At 67.8% G+C, this 15,981-nt stretch carries 12 protein-coding genes, 3 pseudogenes and 1 other annotated feature; of the genes and pseudogenes, 11 read left to right on the forward strand and 4 right to left on the reverse strand.

From position 1 onward, the window contains the following. The first annotated feature begins 169 nt into the window (after positions 1–169). The 3 genes from KALB_RS26010 to KALB_RS26020 all read left to right on the forward strand — a co-directional run bounded on the left by KALB_RS26010 (position 170) and on the right by KALB_RS26020 (position 3,283). Positions 170–1,255 (forward strand): integrase core domain-containing protein, encoded by a 1,086-nt coding sequence (locus KALB_RS26010; protein ID WP_025358634.1) that lies wholly within the window; start codon positions 170–172, stop codon positions 1,253–1,255. Positions 1,256–1,458: 203 nt separating this feature from the next. Next, positions 1,459–2,199, forward strand: coding sequence for an integrase core domain-containing protein (locus KALB_RS26015; protein WP_201771812.1), 741 nt, complete (start codon positions 1,459–1,461; stop codon positions 2,197–2,199). A gap of 70 nt (positions 2,200–2,269) precedes the next feature. Next, positions 2,270–3,283 (forward strand): tetratricopeptide repeat protein, encoded by a 1,014-nt coding sequence (locus tag KALB_RS26020; RefSeq protein ID WP_025358635.1) that lies wholly within the window; start codon positions 2,270–2,272, stop codon positions 3,281–3,283. A 39-nt stretch (positions 3,284–3,322) separates the two neighbouring features. Here KALB_RS26020 and KALB_RS26025 read toward each other — a convergent pair. Then, positions 3,323–4,437 (reverse strand): IS3 family transposase gene (locus tag KALB_RS26025; RefSeq protein ID WP_148309647.1). Its coding sequence is split into 2 segments (ribosomal slippage): positions 3,323–4,170 and positions 4,170–4,437, totalling 1,116 coding nucleotides; the frame shifts between segments, so codons are not numbered across the junction. A 546-nt stretch (positions 4,438–4,983) separates the two neighbouring features. Here KALB_RS26025 and KALB_RS46875 point away from each other — a divergent pair. The 6 genes and pseudogenes from KALB_RS46875 to KALB_RS26070 all read left to right on the forward strand — a co-directional run bounded on the left by KALB_RS46875 (position 4,984) and on the right by KALB_RS26070 (position 11,664). Continuing rightward, positions 4,984–5,881, forward strand: a protein-coding gene (locus tag KALB_RS46875) for an IS5 family transposase (RefSeq protein WP_268872216.1) whose coding sequence is annotated in 2 segments (ribosomal slippage) — positions 4,984–5,318 and positions 5,317–5,881 — 900 coding nt in all. Because the reading frame shifts where the segments join, the coding sequence is not laid out codon by codon here. A gap of 43 nt (positions 5,882–5,924) precedes the next feature. Then, a pseudogene (locus KALB_RS26045) lies at positions 5,925–6,575 on the forward strand (IS630 family transposase); the annotation flags it as partial. Positions 6,576–6,626: 51 nt separating this feature from the next. Continuing rightward, positions 6,627–7,870 (forward strand): IS3 family transposase gene (locus tag KALB_RS26055; protein ID WP_411931088.1). Its coding sequence is split into 2 segments (ribosomal slippage): positions 6,627–6,906 and positions 6,906–7,870, totalling 1,245 coding nucleotides; the frame shifts between segments, so codons are not numbered across the junction. Next, positions 6,905–7,033, forward strand: a sequence feature (AL1L pseudoknot). Its footprint overlaps the gene before it by 129 nt. 47 nt (positions 7,871–7,917) lie before the next feature. Next, positions 7,918–8,346 (forward strand): annotated as a pseudogene (locus KALB_RS26060) (transposase); the annotation flags it as partial. Between the two features lie 6 nt (positions 8,347–8,352). Then, a complete protein-coding gene (locus KALB_RS26065; RefSeq protein ID WP_236650017.1) occupies positions 8,353–10,596 on the forward strand; it encodes an ATP-binding protein in 2,244 nt (747 codons plus the stop codon). A 336-nt stretch (positions 10,597–10,932) separates the two neighbouring features. After that, complete coding sequence (locus KALB_RS26070; RefSeq protein WP_025358640.1) at positions 10,933–11,664, forward strand: TnsA-like heteromeric transposase endonuclease subunit; 732 nt, start codon at positions 10,933–10,935, stop codon at positions 11,662–11,664. 300 nt (positions 11,665–11,964) lie between these two features. On the opposite strand, the gene KALB_RS26075 is transcribed toward KALB_RS26070, so the two are convergent. After that, on the reverse strand, positions 11,965–12,588 hold the full coding sequence (locus tag KALB_RS26075; protein WP_025358641.1) for a TetR/AcrR family transcriptional regulator: 624 nt from the start codon (positions 12,586–12,588) through the stop codon (positions 11,965–11,967). A 76-nt stretch (positions 12,589–12,664) separates the two neighbouring features. Here KALB_RS26075 and KALB_RS26080 point away from each other — a divergent pair, with 76 nt between their 5' ends. Both KALB_RS26080 and KALB_RS26085 read left to right on the forward strand, forming a co-directional pair. Further along, complete coding sequence (locus KALB_RS26080) at positions 12,665–14,146, forward strand: FAD-dependent monooxygenase (RefSeq protein WP_025358642.1); 1,482 nt, start codon at positions 12,665–12,667, stop codon at positions 14,144–14,146. Positions 14,147–14,220: 74 nt separating this feature from the next. Continuing rightward, entirely contained in the window at positions 14,221–14,622 is a 402-nt protein-coding gene (locus KALB_RS26085; RefSeq protein ID WP_148309650.1) for a hypothetical protein, read from the forward strand. Positions 14,623–14,753: 131 nt separating this feature from the next. Here the strand turns inward: KALB_RS26085 and KALB_RS50260 are convergent. After that, positions 14,754–14,903, reverse strand: a pseudogene (locus KALB_RS50260) (TetR/AcrR family transcriptional regulator); the annotation flags it as partial. A 220-nt stretch (positions 14,904–15,123) separates the two neighbouring features. After that, positions 15,124–15,969: an SDR family NAD(P)-dependent oxidoreductase gene (locus KALB_RS26090; RefSeq protein ID WP_035968068.1), complete on the reverse strand. Its 846-nt coding sequence runs from the start codon at positions 15,967–15,969 to the stop codon at positions 15,124–15,126. Between the last annotated feature and the right edge of the window lie 12 nt (positions 15,970–15,981).

Genomic DNA, 15,981 nt, shown 5'->3' on the forward strand with positions numbered 1-15,981 from the left:
GCTTCTCGCCTCGCGCAGTGTGCGAACTGAGGAGTGCGGCCCCGGCACAGGCCAAGCCGGGGCCGCACCGAGGCACACTCGCTGCGGCAACCTGTGGGGCTCGATAAGTCATTGCTGCAGGTGGCAGCCGGGAACCTGGCCCTTCGGTAGTGGCTGGGATGCTGCTCACGTGATCGTCTCGCTGCTGTACCGAGCAACTCGCGCGCTGCTGTCCGTGCCAGCGGTGCTGCTGCGCCGGGACACCGCCAAGGACGCCGAACTGATGGTGCTGCGGCACGAAAACGCGGTGCTGCGTCGACAGGTCAAGGGTCGGATCCGCTACGAGCCCGTAGACCGTTTCTGGTTGGCAGCGCTGTCATCGCTGCTGCCGCGCCACTGCTGGAGCAGCGTTTTCCCGATCACTCCGGGGACGCTGTTGGCCTGGCACCGCAGGCTGATCGCCAGGAAGTGGGACTTCACTGCTCGACGCCGGCACGCCGGGCGCCCGTCTACCGCAACTGCGGTCAGGACGTTGGTGCTGCGCTTGGCGCGGGAGAACCCGCGGTGGGGCCACCGCAGGATTCAGCGCGAGTTGGCCCGGCTGGGGCATCCGATCGCACCGTCCACAGTCTGGACGATCCTGAAAGCAGCCGGTATCGACCCGGCTCCGCGCCGCACCGGCCCCACTTGGCGCGAGTTCCTCACTGCCCAGGCCGAGGGGATCATCGCCGCTGACTTCTTCCATGTGGACACGATCACCGGCCGGAGGCTGTACGCACTGGCGTTCCTCGAGCATCACACCCGCAAGCTCCACATCACCGGCGTCACCGCGCACCCGACCGCGCAGTGGGTGACCCAGCAGGCCCGCAACCTCGCCGGCGACCTGGGCAACCGCGTCGAGTCCCTGCGCTTCCTGCTCCGTGACCGCGACAGCAAGTACACCGCCTCCTTCGACGCTGTCTTCGAAGCCGAGGAGATGAAGGTGCTGCTCAGCGCGCCGCAAGCGCCGCGCATGAATGCACACTGCGAGCGGGTGATCGGCACCATCCGCCGGGAGGTCCTCGACCACGTGTTGACCATGAACGAGGCACACGCCGGACGGGTTCTCGCCGCATACCGGGATCACTACAACAGGCATCGGCCGCACCGATCTCGAAACCAACGACCACCCGACGCACAGGAGCAAAGCCCTGCCGGACCCGGTTCGAAGGTCTCAAGGCTCCTGCGAACCCGGGTCCTTGGGGGAGTCATCAACGAGTACCGCTACGCATCCTGAGCTGCAGCGACGAGTTTTCGAGCCCCACACGATTCTGGTTGGCCGCGCTGTTGCCGCGCCACCGCTGGAGCAGCGTCTTCCCGATCACCCCGGAGACACTGTTGACCTGGCACCGCAAACTAATCGCCAAGAAGTGAGACTACACCGCTCGACGCCGTCAGCGCACCGGGCGTCCACCTACCGCAGCCGCGGTCACGAAGCTGGTGCTGCACTTGGCGCGGGAAAACCCACGGTGGGGCCACCGCAGAATTCAGGGCGAGTTGGTCCGGCTGGGGCATCGGATCGCACCGTCCACGGTCTGGAAGATCCTGCACGCGGCTGGCCTCGACCCTGCACCGCGCCGCACCGGCCCCACCTGGCGCGAGTTCCTCACCACCCAGGCCGAGGGGATCATCGCCGCGGACTTCTTCCACCTGGACACGATCACCGGCAGACGGCTGTACGCACTGGCGTTCCTCGAGCATCGCACCCGCACGCTCCACATCACCGGCGTCACCGCGCACCCGACCGCGCAGTGGGCGACCCAGCAGGCTCGAAACCTCGCCAGCGATCTGGGTAGCCGTGTCGAGTCCCTTCGCTTCCTCCTCCGCGACCGCGACAGCAAGTACACCGCCTCCTTCGACGCTGTCTTCGAAGCCGAGGAAATGGACGTGCTGCTCAGCGCGCCTCAGGCTCCACGTATGAATGCCCACTGCGAACGAGTGATCGGCACCATCCGCCGCGAGGTCCTCGACCACGTTCTGATCATGAACGAGGCGCACGCCGGACGGGTCCTCGCCGCGTACCAGGATCACTACAACAGGCATCGACCACACCGGTCCCGAGAACAGCGACCACCCGACGCCCAGGAGCAACCCTGGGGCGTGCACGACTTCAAGGCCCGCAAGCTGGTGCGCACCCGCGTCCTCGGCGGAGTCATCAACGAGTACCGATACGCCTCCTGAGCTGCAGCGACGACTTTTCGAGCCCCACAGGGTCTCCCTTATCCAGCAACAGGTTCCGGGCCGCTACCGGATGCACGACCTGCTCCGCCTGTATGCCACCGACAAAGCCCACCACGACCAGCCCGACGCCGACCAGGAGGCGGCGCTGCGACGGGTCCTCGACTTCTACACCCACACCGCCCACACCGCCGCCCGCCGCCTGAACCCCCACCGACCGGACATCCGGCTCGACCCGCCCGCACCCGGCACCCACCCCCAACCGCTGCCCGACGCCCCAGCGGCGCTGGCCTGGCTCGACACCGAGCACCCCAACCTGCTGGCCGCGCAACACACGGCCACCACCCGCGGCTGGCACGACACCGTGTGGCAACTGGCCTGGACTCTGACCGTCTTCCACTACCGGCGGGGACATCGCCACGACGATCTCGCCGTGAGCCGGGCCGCGGTGGACGCCGCCGCCCACCTGCCCAACCCCACCACCCGCACGACTGCCCACCGGTACCTCGGCGTCGCCTACGCCGCCCAGGGGCGGCACGAGGAGGCGATCGAGCACCTGCACCAAGCCCTCGCCCTGGCCGAACACCACCACAACCCCACCGACCAGGGCTGGACCCACTGCAACCTCGCGTGGGCCTGGCATCGGCGGGGAGACGACCGGCGGGCGCTGGAGCACGCCACCCAGGCCGTGGACCTCTTCCGCTCCCTCGACCTGCCGGTGTGCGAAGCCAATGCGCTCAACTACGTGGGCTGGTGCGCCGCCCGCCTCGGCGACTACGACACCGCCCGCGACCACTGCCAGGCCACCCTCACCCACAACCGCCAGCACAACGACCCCGAGAATGAAGCGGACACCCTGGACTGTCTGGGCTACATCGACCACCACACCGGCCACCACCACCAGGCCATCGACCACTACCAGCAGGCCCGCACCCTGTTCCGCAGGCTCGCCCACACCTACCAGTCCGCCGACAGCCTCGACCGACTCGGGCATCCCCATGCCGCCCTCGGCCAGCACGAGCAGGCCCGCACCGTATGGCGGGAAGCCCTGGAGCTGTTCCGGCAACAGGGACGCGACGAGGATTGACGGGACCCCGTGAAGTGACCCACCGTCTGTGAGAGTCGGTTATCGGTGGATGCAGGCCGCAGCGTAGCCGGCCGGGGTCTGATAGCCCAGCGCGGAGTGCCTGCGATGGTGGTTGTATTCGTCCTTCCAGTCGCTGATCACGACCCGGGCCTGGATCAGCGACCAGAACAGGTTGATGTTCAAGCATTCGTCACGGAGCCGGCCGTTGAACGACTCGACATAGCCGTTGCGCCACGGCTGGCCCGGCGGGATGAACGCCAACCCGACACGCTCACCGGCCCAGTCGCTCATCGCCGCGCAGGCCAGCTCGGGACCGTTGTCACTGCGCAGCACCGCCGGGTAGCCCCGATCGCCAGCGATGCGGTCCAGCTCATCGATCAGGCGTTCCGCGGTGATCGAGCGTTCGACCAGACCGCCCAGACATTCCCGGGTGTGCTCATCCACAATGGACACAATCTTGACGGGTTTGCCATCGGTGGTGGCATCGAACTGGAAGTCGACCGCCCACACGCGATTCGGCGCGTCCGCCTTCGGAGTGTCTTTCGCGGTCGAGGTGCCCAGACGCTTGCGGCGACGCCGCTGGGGCACCCGTAAGCCCTCCTCGCGCCACAACCGCTGGACCTTCTTGTGGTTGACCGTCCAGCCCTCGCCACGGGCGTCGTGGTAGGCCCGCCGGAACCCCCATCGCGGATGCGCCTTCGCGTAGTCCCGCAGCCAGGCCCGCAACGCCGCGTCCGGATCTGCCGGGGTCTGGGTCACCGGCGCCCGCCGGTGGGTGCCCCTGTTCTGCCCGGTCACCCGGCAGGCGAACCGTTCACTCACCCCGAGCGCCCGCATCAGGTGGTGCACGGCCGCCCGCCGGCGGTCCGGGCTTAGAAGTTTCCCTTGGCGATCTCCTTGAGCGCCGCCTTCTCCAGTTCCGCGTCGGCCAACAGCCGCTTGAGGGTGGCGTTCTCTCGTTCCAGGTCCTTCAACCGCTTGGCGTCATCGGCCTTCAGACCGCCGAACTGGTTACGCCACCGGTAGTAGGTCGGCTCGCTGACCTGCAACTCCCGGCAGACATCCGCGATGTCCTTGCCCTCGCCCAGCAGCCGGTCGGCCTGGGCCAGCTTCCGCACGACCTGCTCGGGGGTGTGCCGCTTCCTGGTACTCATCGTCATCGAGCCTTCCTGCCCACAGCGTGGGCCGCAAGACTCTCACTCGAGCTGGATCAACCCAACGGGGTCACGCCAGGATGCCAACCGGGTGCAGCGGCAACTGGACGCCCTCGACCACGAGTAGCAGCCCTCCACCGCCACCAAACCCGCACCGCGAGTTCGCACGATGGGCCGGGATCCGGGCCTCCACTGAAGAAACGTCAAGAAATTGAGACTGATCTTGGGTGACAACACGTGAGACAACCGGAGAAGTCGCAGGTCGAACAAGATCGATATGTCATGCGCGGTGAGAACCTACACGACCTGTAGGGTCTCAAATCCCGCTGCACTTGCTCATTTCCAACTGCACCTGACCTGCACTTGTGCAACGGACGTGAGATTCGGCCGCCTGAGTGGAGCCGAGCAGCGTCCGGAAAACCCTCAAATTCGGGACACGCGGCAGCCCGACACGCCTATCCGCGTGAATCGCGTGGTCGCTGCGGCGTCGCTTGGCTAGGGCGTGTCTGACAAACATTGCGTTGGAGTGCTGCGATCCTGGTGGTCATGACACGGTTCCAGCTGTTGTCTGATGAGCAGTGGGCGTTGATCGAGGACCTGTTGCCGGCGCGGACGCATCGGCAGGGCAGGCCGTTTGCTGATGCGCGGTCGATGGTGGAGGGCATCATCTACCGCTACCGGTGTGGGATCGCGTGGCGGGACGTGCCGGCGGTGTTCGGGTCGTGGCAGACGATCTGGACCTGGCATCGTCGGTTGTCGGCCGACGGCACGTGGGATGTGTTGCTGTCCCGCCTGCTGGCGGTGGCCGACGCGGCAGGGGTGATCGACTGGTCGGTGTCGGTGGACTCCACGATCGTCCGCGCGCACCAGCACGCCACCAGCATCACCCGGGACACAGGGGGCTGGGTCGAACTACACCAATCCGCTGGCCGAGCCGCCTGACCACGCTCTGGGTCGCTCGCGGGGCGGGTGGACCACCAAGATCCACCACCTCGTGGACGGGCGGGGTCGGCCGCTGGTGGTGTTGGTCGGTCCGGGACAGGGCGGGGACGCTCCGGTGTTTCCGTATCTGTTGGGGCATCTACGGGTTGCGCGTCGGGGACGAGGTGGACCGCGGACGCGGCCGGACCGGGTACGTGGCGACAAGGCGTATTCGTCGCGGGCGATCCGGATTCTTCTGCGCTCGCGGAGGATCGGTGCGGTCATTGCGGAGCCGGCTGACCAGGCCGGCCACCGGGTTCGTCGAGGGTCTGGTGGTGGGCGGCCGCCAGCGTTCGATCCGGTGGATTACCGGGGCCGCAACGTGATCGAGCGTGGGTTCAACGTCCTCAAGCAGTGGCGGGGTATCGCCACCCGGTACGACAAGCTTGCCGTGGTCTACCGGGCAGCGATCGTCCTGCACGCGGTGATCACCTGGACCAAAACTTTGTCAGACACGCCCTAGTGTCGTGCGCCGGAAATCCGCCACATAAGTCTAGTCTGGGTTGATGGCGCGGATTGGACGTCCTCCTGCTGAGGTGACGTTGACCGAGCAGGAGCGGGTAACGCTGGAACGGTGGGCGCGGCGGGCGAAGTCGTCGCAGGTGCTGGCACAGCGGTGCAGGATTGTGCTGGCGTGCGCGGACGGCCTGCCAGGCAAGCAGATCGCCGAGGATCTTCGGGTTCACCCGTCGACGGTGACCAAGTGGCGCAGGCGATTTCTCCAGCATCGGCTGGAGGGCCTGGTCGATGAGGAACGGCCGGGCCGTCCGCCGTCGATCACGGTGGACCAGGTCGAAGAGGTGATCGTGGCGACTCTGGAGGAGACCCCGCGCAACGCCACACACTGGTCTCGGGCGTCGATGGCGGAGAAGTCCGGGCTGAGCAAGTCGACCATCGGCCGGATCTGGCGCGATTTCGGGCTCAAACCCCACCGTGCCGAGACCTTCAAGCTCTCGACCGATCCATTGTTCGTGGAGAAGGTCGTCGATGTCGTTGGCCTGTACCACAATCCGCCCGAGCGGGCGGTGGTGCTGTGCGTGGACGAGAAGAGTCAGATCCAGGCACTGGACCGCTCCCAGCCGGTGCTGCCGATGATGCCGGGTATGCCTGAGCGGCGCACACATGACTACGCCCGCAATGGCATCACCAGCCTGTTTGTTCCGTATCGGGTTTGATGGAGACATCGAAACCTGGAAGGAACCATCACGATGCCCGCGCCGAAGAAGTACCCCGACGAGTTGCGTGAACGCGCGACCCGGATGGCCGTGGACGCCCGCCGGGACCCCGCCACCGCGCCAGGCGCGATCAAACGGATCGCCGACCAACTGGGCATCCACCCCGAATCGCTACGGACCTGGGTCAAACAAGCCGAGATCGACAGTGGGGACCGGTCGGGCACCACCACCAGCGACGCCGAGCGCATCGCCCAGCTGGAACGCGAGAACCAGGAGCTGCGTCGAGCCAATGCGATCCTCAAGTCCGCGTCGGCTTTCTTCGCGGCGGAGCTAGACCGCCCCTCCCGCTGATCGTCGACTACATCGACACCCACAAGCACCAGTTCGGAGTCGAGCCGATCTGCACCGTGCTCACCCAGGCCGGCATGAAGATCGCTCCGAGCACCTACTATGCCGCCCGGTCCCGCCCGCCGTCAGCCCGCGCGGTCCGCGATATCGCCATCACCGCGAAGATCACCCAGATCCACCAGGACAACTACGGCGTCTACGGGGTCCGCAAGGTCCACGCCGAACTGGTCCGCCAGGGCGGGGTCCACGGCCGAACAGTCGCCCGCTGCACCGTCGCTCGACTGATGAGAACGGGTGGCCTGCAAGGGGTTTCCCGACTGAGGACACCACGCACCACCCGACCGGGCAAAGGGAACGACTCGCGCCCGGACTTGGTCAAACGGACCTTCACCGCCCCGGCGCCCAACCGGCTGTGGGTCGCCGACATCACCTACATCCGCACGTTCACCGGCTGGGTGTATGCCGCGTTCGTGCTGGACGTGTTCTCCCGCCGTGTGGTCGGCTGGCAGGTCTCCACCAGCCTGCGCACCGGCCTGGCGCTCGACGCGCTGGAGATGGGCCTGTGGACCCGTCGACGGGACCGACAGGACACCCGCGCCCTGGTCCACCACTCCGACCGCGGCGCGCAATACGGGGCGGTGCGCTACACCCAACGGCTGGCCGCCGCCGGCGCGGTGGCCTCGGTCGGATCCGTGGGCGACAGCTACGACAACGCCCTGGCCGAGGCGTTCAACTCGATCTTCAAGGCCGAGTTGATCCGCAACATGGGCCCCTGGCGCGGCATCGACGATGTCGAGATCGCCGTCGCGGAGTACATCGACTGGTACAACCACCGCCGGCTCCACGGCGAACTCGGCCTGATTCCACCGGTGGAACACGAAGCCAACCATCACCGCGTAAGCACACCCGCGTCGACACCGAGCGGATGATCAGCCCCTCCATCAAACCCGGTACTTGACAGTTCGCCGCGTTCGACGTCGCCGATGGCACGGTGATCGCCGAGTTGCATCGTCAGCACCGGGCCGCCGAGTTCAAGAAGTTCCTCATCACGATCGACAAGACGGTCCCGGCGGAGCTGGCCGTCCACCTGGTCTGTGACAACTACGGCACTCACAAGACCCCGGCGATCAAGGCCTGGCTGGCCAAGCACCCCAGGTTCCGCATGCACTTCACCCCGACCGGATCATCGTGGATCAACCAGGTCGAACGCTGGTTCGGCTTTCTCAGCGACCAGAAGATCACCCGAGGTACCCACCGCAGCGTCCAAGCGCTGGAGAAGGACATCCGCGTCTGGATCGCTGACTGGAACACCCATCCACGGCCGTTCATCTGGACCAAGACCGCCGAAGAGATCCTCGAGTCACTCGCCCGATTTTGTAGGCGGATTTCCGGCGCAGGACACTAGCGTCGGATGCTCTACGTGGCATACGACGGGGGCGAGACAATGACGGACGCAAATCAGCACCAAGCCGTGGACACCGGCTACGACAGCGAAAACCACCAGCAGTCGGCGACGACCCACAACACTGTGAACGCCGACGTGGCGACCACGGTTGTGCAGGCTGGGGTGATCACCGGCGGCGTCCACAACCACCTGCCCGCACCGCGGCCGCCGCGTCAACTGATCGCGGCGCCGACAGGGTTCGTCGGCCGCGCCGACCAGTTGGCCACGCTCGACCGCGCCCTCACTGGCTCCTCGCCCAGGAACGGCGGGCAGGACGGCGGCGCAACGGCAGTGATCTCTGCCATCGGCGGCATCGGCAAGACCTGGCTCGCGCTGACCTGGGCCAACCGCAACCTGCACCGCTTCCCCGACGGGCACCTCTCGGTCGACCTACGCGGCTTCAGCCCAGGCGAACCCCGACACCCCGCCGACGTGCTGGCCGAATTCCTCGCCGCCCTCGGCGTCGACCGCGACCACCAGCCCACCGACCTCGACGCCCGCATCGCGCTCTACCGCACCCACACCACCGGCAAACGCCTGCTGATCCTGCTCGACAACGCCGCCACCGCCGACCAAGTCGAGCCCCTGCTGCCCGGCGGGACTTCCTGCACCGTCCTGGCCACCAGCCGCCACCGGCTCGACGCGCTGCTCACCAATCGCGGCGCTCACCCGGTGCGACTCGACGTGCTCACCGATACTGAGGCCCGCACCCTGCTCGCCAGCGCGGCCGGCGACGCTCACGACCGTGCCGACGCGGAACGCGCGATCACCGAGCTGATTGGCCTGTGCAAAGGGTTCCCGCTCGCGCTCGGCCTGATCGCCGCCCGTATCCGCAGCGACCCCGACCTGCTGCACGACTTCGTTGCCGACCTGCGCGACCTCGGCCTAGACGCCCTGGATTCCGACGTCCCCGCCGCCAGCCTGCCCGCCGTGCTCTCCTGGTCCCTGCGCCGGCTCACTGACCGGCAACACACCGTGTTCGGGCTGATGGGCATAGCCCCGGGTCCAGACATCGGCATCCCTGCCGTCTGCAGCCTCGCTGGCCTGTCCGAACCGCAGACCAGGAAGGCGCTGCGCGATCTAGAAGAGGCGTCACTTTTGGACCGACGACCAGGCGGTCGGTACGTGATGCACGACCTGGTCCGCGACTTCGCCACCGACACCGCCCACCACGACCTGCCCGAGGATGCGCGGGCTGCGGGGCTGCGGCGAGTGGTCGACTTCTACCTGTACACCGCCGACAACGCCGAGCGCCTCCTGGACTCCCGCGAGCCCATCCGACTCGACCCGCCTGAGCCCAACTGCCTCGCCCAGGCGCTACCCGACTACGCGGCAGCTCTGGCCTGGCTCGATACCGAACAGCCCAACCTGCTGGCCGCCCAACATACCGCCGCCACCCACGGCTGGCACCAAGCCGTATGGAATTTAGCCCAGTCCCTGACTGCCTTCCATCACCGACGGGGAAGCCTTCACGACCTGATCGCTGTCTGGCAGGCAGGGCTGGCCGCCGCCGAACACCTCCCCGCCCCCAGCAACTGCACCACCCTCGCCCACCGGAACCTCGGCGACACCTACGCCGCCGAGGGACGGCACGAGGAAGCGATCGAGCACCTGCACCAGGCCCTCACCCTGGCCAAGCATCACCACGACCTCACTGCCCAAGCTCACACCCACTTCACGATCGCAATAGCTTGGGAACGGTGGGGGAACGAGCGGCTGGCACTGCAGCACGCCACCCACGCCTTGTCGCTCTTCCGCACCCTTGATGACCCGGTGTGGGAAGCCGCCTCGCTCAATGCGGTGGGCCGGTACGTCGCCCGGTTCGGTGACTACGAGCGGGCTCACGCCCTTTGTCAGACCGCGCTTACCCTGCACCGCCACCACCACGACCCTGCCGGTGAAGCTCGCGCCCTAGAGAACCTGGCTTACATCCACCACCACACCAGCGACCATCACCAAGCCATCAGCCACTATCAGCAGGCTCTCACTCTGTTCCGCGACCTCGGTCACACCTACGGAGTCGCCGGCACCCTCAACCTGCTAGGCGAACCGCACGCCGCCCTCCGCCAGCACGAGCGGGCCCAGGCGGTATGGCGGGAAGCGCTGGAGCTGTACCGGGCCCAGCAGCGCACCGAGGACGCCGAACGCATACAACAGAAACTCGACGACCTCGACAACCCGAGCGGCGGCGATGGGCTGGACGACCGCTGACCTGACCGGTGCCGGGCGAAGAAATGCCACGGATTTGAGACTGATCATGCTGACATCGTCGTGAGACGACCAAAAAATCGCAGGTCAGCGGAGATCAACATGTCACACGCGGTGAGAACCTACATGCGTCTGTAGGGTCCCGATTTCGATGGCCCTTTCCCGAAGATCTTGGCCCCTGGATGGCCCCGGGGCCATCCAACTGGAATTGATCTTTCCAGCTGGTCCATGGGCCGTTCGAGTGGGACCTGGCGACTCGCCGCTGCCTGGCGAACCGCGGCGCGGCCGAGTGGAGTAGCTCTGTAGGTGTCCGGCGGCTCACCGGCGGCAGGGAGCACCATGGCGGCTACGTCGAACGACCTTCCGCTGTCTGTCCGTGTCCGGCTTCCCGGCCAGGCCGACGAAGTCGTGTCGCCCTGGTCCGCGATCAGCACGGGAACCTTGGGCGTGGCCGTGCCTTGGCGGACCTTTCGCTTCTACCAGGGGCAAAACCACTACTCGGGCAGCTTCTGGTCGGCGACCGTGGGCGATCTCGTCCTCTACGAGTCGCGGCTGGAACTTGCTCGGCTGCTGTTCGCCGACTTCGACCCGTCGGTGCGGCATATCGTGGCTCAGCCGTTCCTCCTGCACGCGGACATCGAGGGGCGCGTGCGCCGCCATGTCCCGGACTACCTGCTGCTCACCGACTCCACGCCAGTCGTGGTCGACGTGAAGCCGTCCCGGCGCGCGACGGCCCCGACGGTGGCGCGGACGCTGGTGTGGACGAGGCGGGCGGTCGAGTCGCGCGGGTGGCGCTACGAGGTCTGGACCGAGCCGGCAGCGGTCGAGCTGGCCAACGTCCGGCTGCTGGCCGGCTACCGCCGCCCCTGGCTGTTCGGCCAGGCCGTGGTGGACGAGCTGCGAACAGCGGACCTGAACGGCGTGACGCTGGGCGAGGCGTTCCGGGTCCTGCCCACACAAGCGCCGGATGTCGCACGGGCCGTCGTTCTGCATCTGCTGTGGCGGCAGCACTTCCGCGTCGACCTGTCCCGGCCACTCGGCGCCACGACCGTGCTGCGGGTCGCATCGTGACCGCCGCCGGGGTGCGCATCGGCGTGGGCACTCAGATCAGCTTCGACGGCGAGTTGCTCAAGGGCTTCGTCCTCGTCCAGGTCGCCCTCGGTGTGGCTGATGGGGTTGCGGATGGCGTTGCATTGGGCGTGGCCGTAGCGAACGCGGCCGAGCGGCACCGTCCCCGCCTCCTCCCACGAGGACGACGCGACGGCGACCGCCGATGCGTACAAAGAGGTTTCTCATGACATCAGCGGACTCCCGAACGGGTCCTGACAGTAAGGAAGCAGGCTCCCAGTCGGCCGGGATTTCCGTCCAGGGTCAGCCGAAATGGTCGCCAAGACCGCCACGAAGCAGGTCGAAGGCGTGGTTGGCGTTGGCCACGGCCTCGGGGTAAAGATCGTCGGCGCGGCGCCCCTCGGCCAGTTGCCGCCAGTTCAGCTCGACCAGGACCAGAAAGGTCCGGTTGATCTGGCGGGCGGCCAGGTATGCGGTCGTTTGAGCGGCGTTGGCCGCACGCAACGCGTCGGTCAGCGCGGCGTCGCCGCGGGTTCCGTACTGCATCAAGCGGGCCCTGAGGCTGTCGGTCGTGGAGACCATCCGATAGAAGGCGAGCACCTCGGGGTCGTCGCACAGGCCATAGGCCGGATCGCGCTCGGCCAGTCGGTCCAGGAAGAACCGGTGCAGCGCGGCCAACGGCGTCTCCCCCGCCGCACGGTCCAGGACCACCCGGGCGGTCTCGGTCTCATGATCGGCGAAGCGGTGCAGCACCAGGTCTTCCTTGGTCGGGAAGTACTTGAACAGGGTGCGCTTGGAGACCTCCGCCGCCTCGGCCACCTCCACGACCGAGACCCGGTCGAAGCCGGACCGCAGGAACAGCGCGATCGCCGCCTTGGAGATCGCGGTCCTGGTCTGCAGCTTCTTACGCTCTCGCAACCCGGTCACCGGTAAATCCTACACCAAGGCGGTAAGTAAACCTGGTATACATATCCACCGGGTTTACCGAAGGAGTGGAGGGGCGATGGAGACCGAGGTCATCGTGGTGGGCGGTGGGCCGACCGGGTTGATGCTGGCCGCCGAACTGGGCCTGGCCGGGGTGCGGACCGTGGTGGTGGAGAAGCTTGTCGAGCGCAGCGGCCAGTCCAAGGCTGGCGGCCTACAGCCGCGCACCGCCGAGGTGTTGGACCAGCGTGGCCTGCTCGACAACGTGCTGGACCGCGCGACGGCGCGGCGCGGGTCGGGCGGTCACTTCGCGGCGCTGCCGGTGCCGCTGGACTGCCGGCCCTGGCGGACCCGGCATCCGTGGGGTGTGCCGATTCCGCAGGCCCGGGTCGAGGAAGTGCTGGAGAAGCGGGTCGTCGAGTACGGCATCCCGGTGCTGCGCGGGCACGAACTGGTGACACTGGATCAGGACACCGAGGGCGTTACCGGGACCGTGACCGGTCCGGATGGCGAGGCGGTGCGGCTACGTGGGCAATACCTGGTCGCTTGCGACGGCGCGCACAGCAGGGTGCGCAAGCTGGTCGGCGTCGGTTTCCCCGGTACGGCGGGCACGATCTCCGCGGTCGTCTCCGATGTCGTGCTGACCAGCCGGTCGGACGCGGTACCGACCACAGTGGAGCATTTCAGCCGGCACGTCCGCGGTAAGGACGGCCACTGGACGGCACTGTCTCCATTGGATAATGGGTGCTACCGGCTGATGTTCGGCTCGCCAACCCAGGTCCCCCGGGATACCCCGGTCACCTTGGCTGAGGCGCGCACCGCACTGCAGGCCGTGTACGGCGAGGAAACCGACCTCCAGGAGATCCGGTGGGCATCGCGGTTCAGCAACGCCTCGCGGCAGGTCGACCGGTATCGGGTGGACCGGGTGTTCTTCGCCGGCGACGCGGCGCACATCCACCTCCCGGTCGGCGGGCAGGGCATCAACCTCGGCATCCAGGACGCGGTCAACCTCGGCTGGAAGCTCGCGGCGCGACTGCGTGACCGGGCGGGAGACGCGTTGTTGGACGGCTACCACGTCGAGCGCCACCCGGTGGCCGCCCGGGTGCTGAACAACACCAAGGCGCAGGGCGTGCTGATGAACGTGATCGAGGACGAGAACGTCGCGGCGCTGCGCGACATCGTCCTCGATCTCGCGCGGACACCCGACGGCAACCGCTACCTGGCCGGCATGATTTCCGGCCTCGACGTGCGCTACGGCGACTCGGAGCATCCCCTGGTGGGCTCCCGGATGCCCGATCTCGGGCTGACCACGGCCGTCGGCCCGACCCGGATCTGCGACCTGCTCCGCGGCGGTCGGGGCCTGCTGCTGGAACTCGACGGCGAGGCGACGCTGGCCGGCCACGCGCGGGGCCGGGTCGACCACGTGTCGGCGACCGTGACCGAGGACTGGCGGGACGCGGTGGACGCGCGGGCGGTGCTGGTTCGCCCGGACGGCCACGTGTGCTGGGCAGCGGGTGCTGAGAGCCCAGAAGCCGCGCTGCTCCAATGGTTCGGCCGGTAATGATCGTCTAGGTTCCCCCTCAGACAACGAGGGGGAACCCGTTCGATTAGTGAGTACATTTGTCGACGGTCGCGGTGGCGGCGACACTCCTGTCGCCGGCCACGGCGACCGCGGCCACGACCGGCGGGACGATGACCGAACGGTGGCAATACGTGCTCACCGACGGCGACGGCTACGACCCCGCAGATCCGGCGCTGGAGACGGCGCTCGGCCGGGTCGATGGCGACGCGAAGAGGCACTGGGGCGCACTGGACAAATCGACCGGACGCACCGCGTTGTGGGCCGACCTGGCCGGTGACGACGAGTGGTACACCACCGAGTCGGTAGCCCGATTGGTCACCATGTCCACCGCGTACGCGAGCAAGGGCTCGGCCCTGGCCGGCGACACCGGCCTGGCCACGGACATCCGGGACGCCGTGCGGTGGATCGCGTGGCGGCCAGCCGAGCTCGCGGCTCGCCGAGTTCGGCATCGGTGACCTCGAGTACGGGCCTGGCGAGCACCATGGTTTTCTCCTTGCACTCGCGGAAAGTCGTCCTTGCCGGGCGGCTCGACGGTCTTGGCGATCGCGGCCCGTGCCGCCTCCCCTGACCGCGGTCCGGTCGCCGGCAATGCGTGCATGATCATCCCTTCGAGCAGCGCGTCCAGGCGTGCGGCGTCGTCCGCGCCTGTGAAGCGGGCCAGTACCTGCTGGCTGCTCCTGGTCCACCTCTGGGCCAGGACGCGCAGTTCGGGGTTGCGCAGTGCCGCGAGGTGCAACTAGAAACGAGGACCGCGCTGCGCCGGCGGGCAGGACTCGCATGGACGAGGTCGACCAGCACCTCGACGAACTCCTCGCGGGTTCCGACGTCCTCGACGAGTGTCTCGAACACCGCGGTCTGACACCTGTGCTCCGCCTGCCGCGGCGAATGCAGCCCCCGACAGGCCTTCCTGAACGTGAAAACTCGACGTCGCGAGTTTTACGTTGGCGAGGCTGGCGTCAGGTGTCCGTGCCGACGCGTTCGAAGGCCAGTGTGGGCAGGTCGACCGCGTGCGCGCCGCCGTCGGCGACCAGTACCGCGCCGGTGATATACGACGATTCCGGCGAGCCGAGGAACCGAACGATGGAAGCGATCTCGTCCGGTTCGGCCGGGCGTCGGAGCGGGACCTCGGCGGTCGCCCGGCGGTAGCCCTCGTCGCGTCCTCCGGCAAACCCGGCCGCCTCGGCGAACTGGTCCATCTCGCCGTCGGCCATCGGGGTGCGGACCCAACCGGGGCAGACCGCGTTCGCGCGGACACCGTGGGGCCCGTAGTCCCGGGCGATCGACCGGGTGAGGCCGATCAGCGCGTGTTTCGCGACGGTGTACCCCGCGACGTTGGGGCCGGCGAACAGACCGGCCAACGAGGACACGATCACCACCTGTCCTCCGGCTTCCACGAGCGAGGGCAGCGAGGCCCGGCAGAACACGAACGCGCTCGACAGGTTCGAGCGCAGCGCGAACTCCCACTCCTCGTCGTCGGTGTCGGTCACCGACGACAGCCCGTGCCCGCCGGCGTTCGCGACCACGACGTCCAGCCGTCCGAACCGGCCGATGATCTCCGCGACCGCGTTCTCCGCGTCCGAGGTCACGCTGGCATCACATGCGATGACGTGCGCGCCGGTTTCCTCCGCCACCTTCTCCAGCGGTTCACGCCGCCGTCCGAGGACCACCACGTTCGCGCCCTCGGCCGCGTAGCGGCGGGCCACCGCCGCGCCGATGCCTGTACCGCCGCCGGTGACCGCGACGACCCTGATCTCTGTACTCACCCGGAGTCCTTTCCCTTGTCCTGAGCTGACTGCGTCCATGCCGGAGCTACG

The organism is Kutzneria viridogrisea DSM 43870 (assembly GCF_000525635.1).
GTDB classification, from domain to species: domain Bacteria; phylum Actinomycetota; class Actinomycetes; order Mycobacteriales; family Pseudonocardiaceae; genus Kutzneria; species Kutzneria viridogrisea.

Excerpts from the sequence above, each read along its gene's own strand:
- KALB_RS26020 (WP_025358635.1), top strand. The coding sequence starts at position 2,270 with ATGCACGACCTGCTCCGCCTGTATGCCACCGACAAAGCCCACCACGAC.
- KALB_RS26065 (WP_236650017.1), top strand. The coding sequence starts at position 8,353 with ATGCTCTACGTGGCATACGACGGGGGCGAGACAATGACGGACGCAAAT.
- KALB_RS26070 (WP_025358640.1), top strand. The coding sequence starts at position 10,933 with ATGGCGGCTACGTCGAACGACCTTCCGCTGTCTGTCCGTGTCCGGCTT.
- KALB_RS26080 (WP_025358642.1), top strand. The coding sequence starts at position 12,665 with ATGGAGACCGAGGTCATCGTGGTGGGCGGTGGGCCGACCGGGTTGATG.
- KALB_RS26090 (WP_035968068.1), bottom strand. The coding sequence starts at position 15,969 with ATGGACGCAGTCAGCTCAGGACAAGGGAAAGGACTCCGGGTGAGTACA.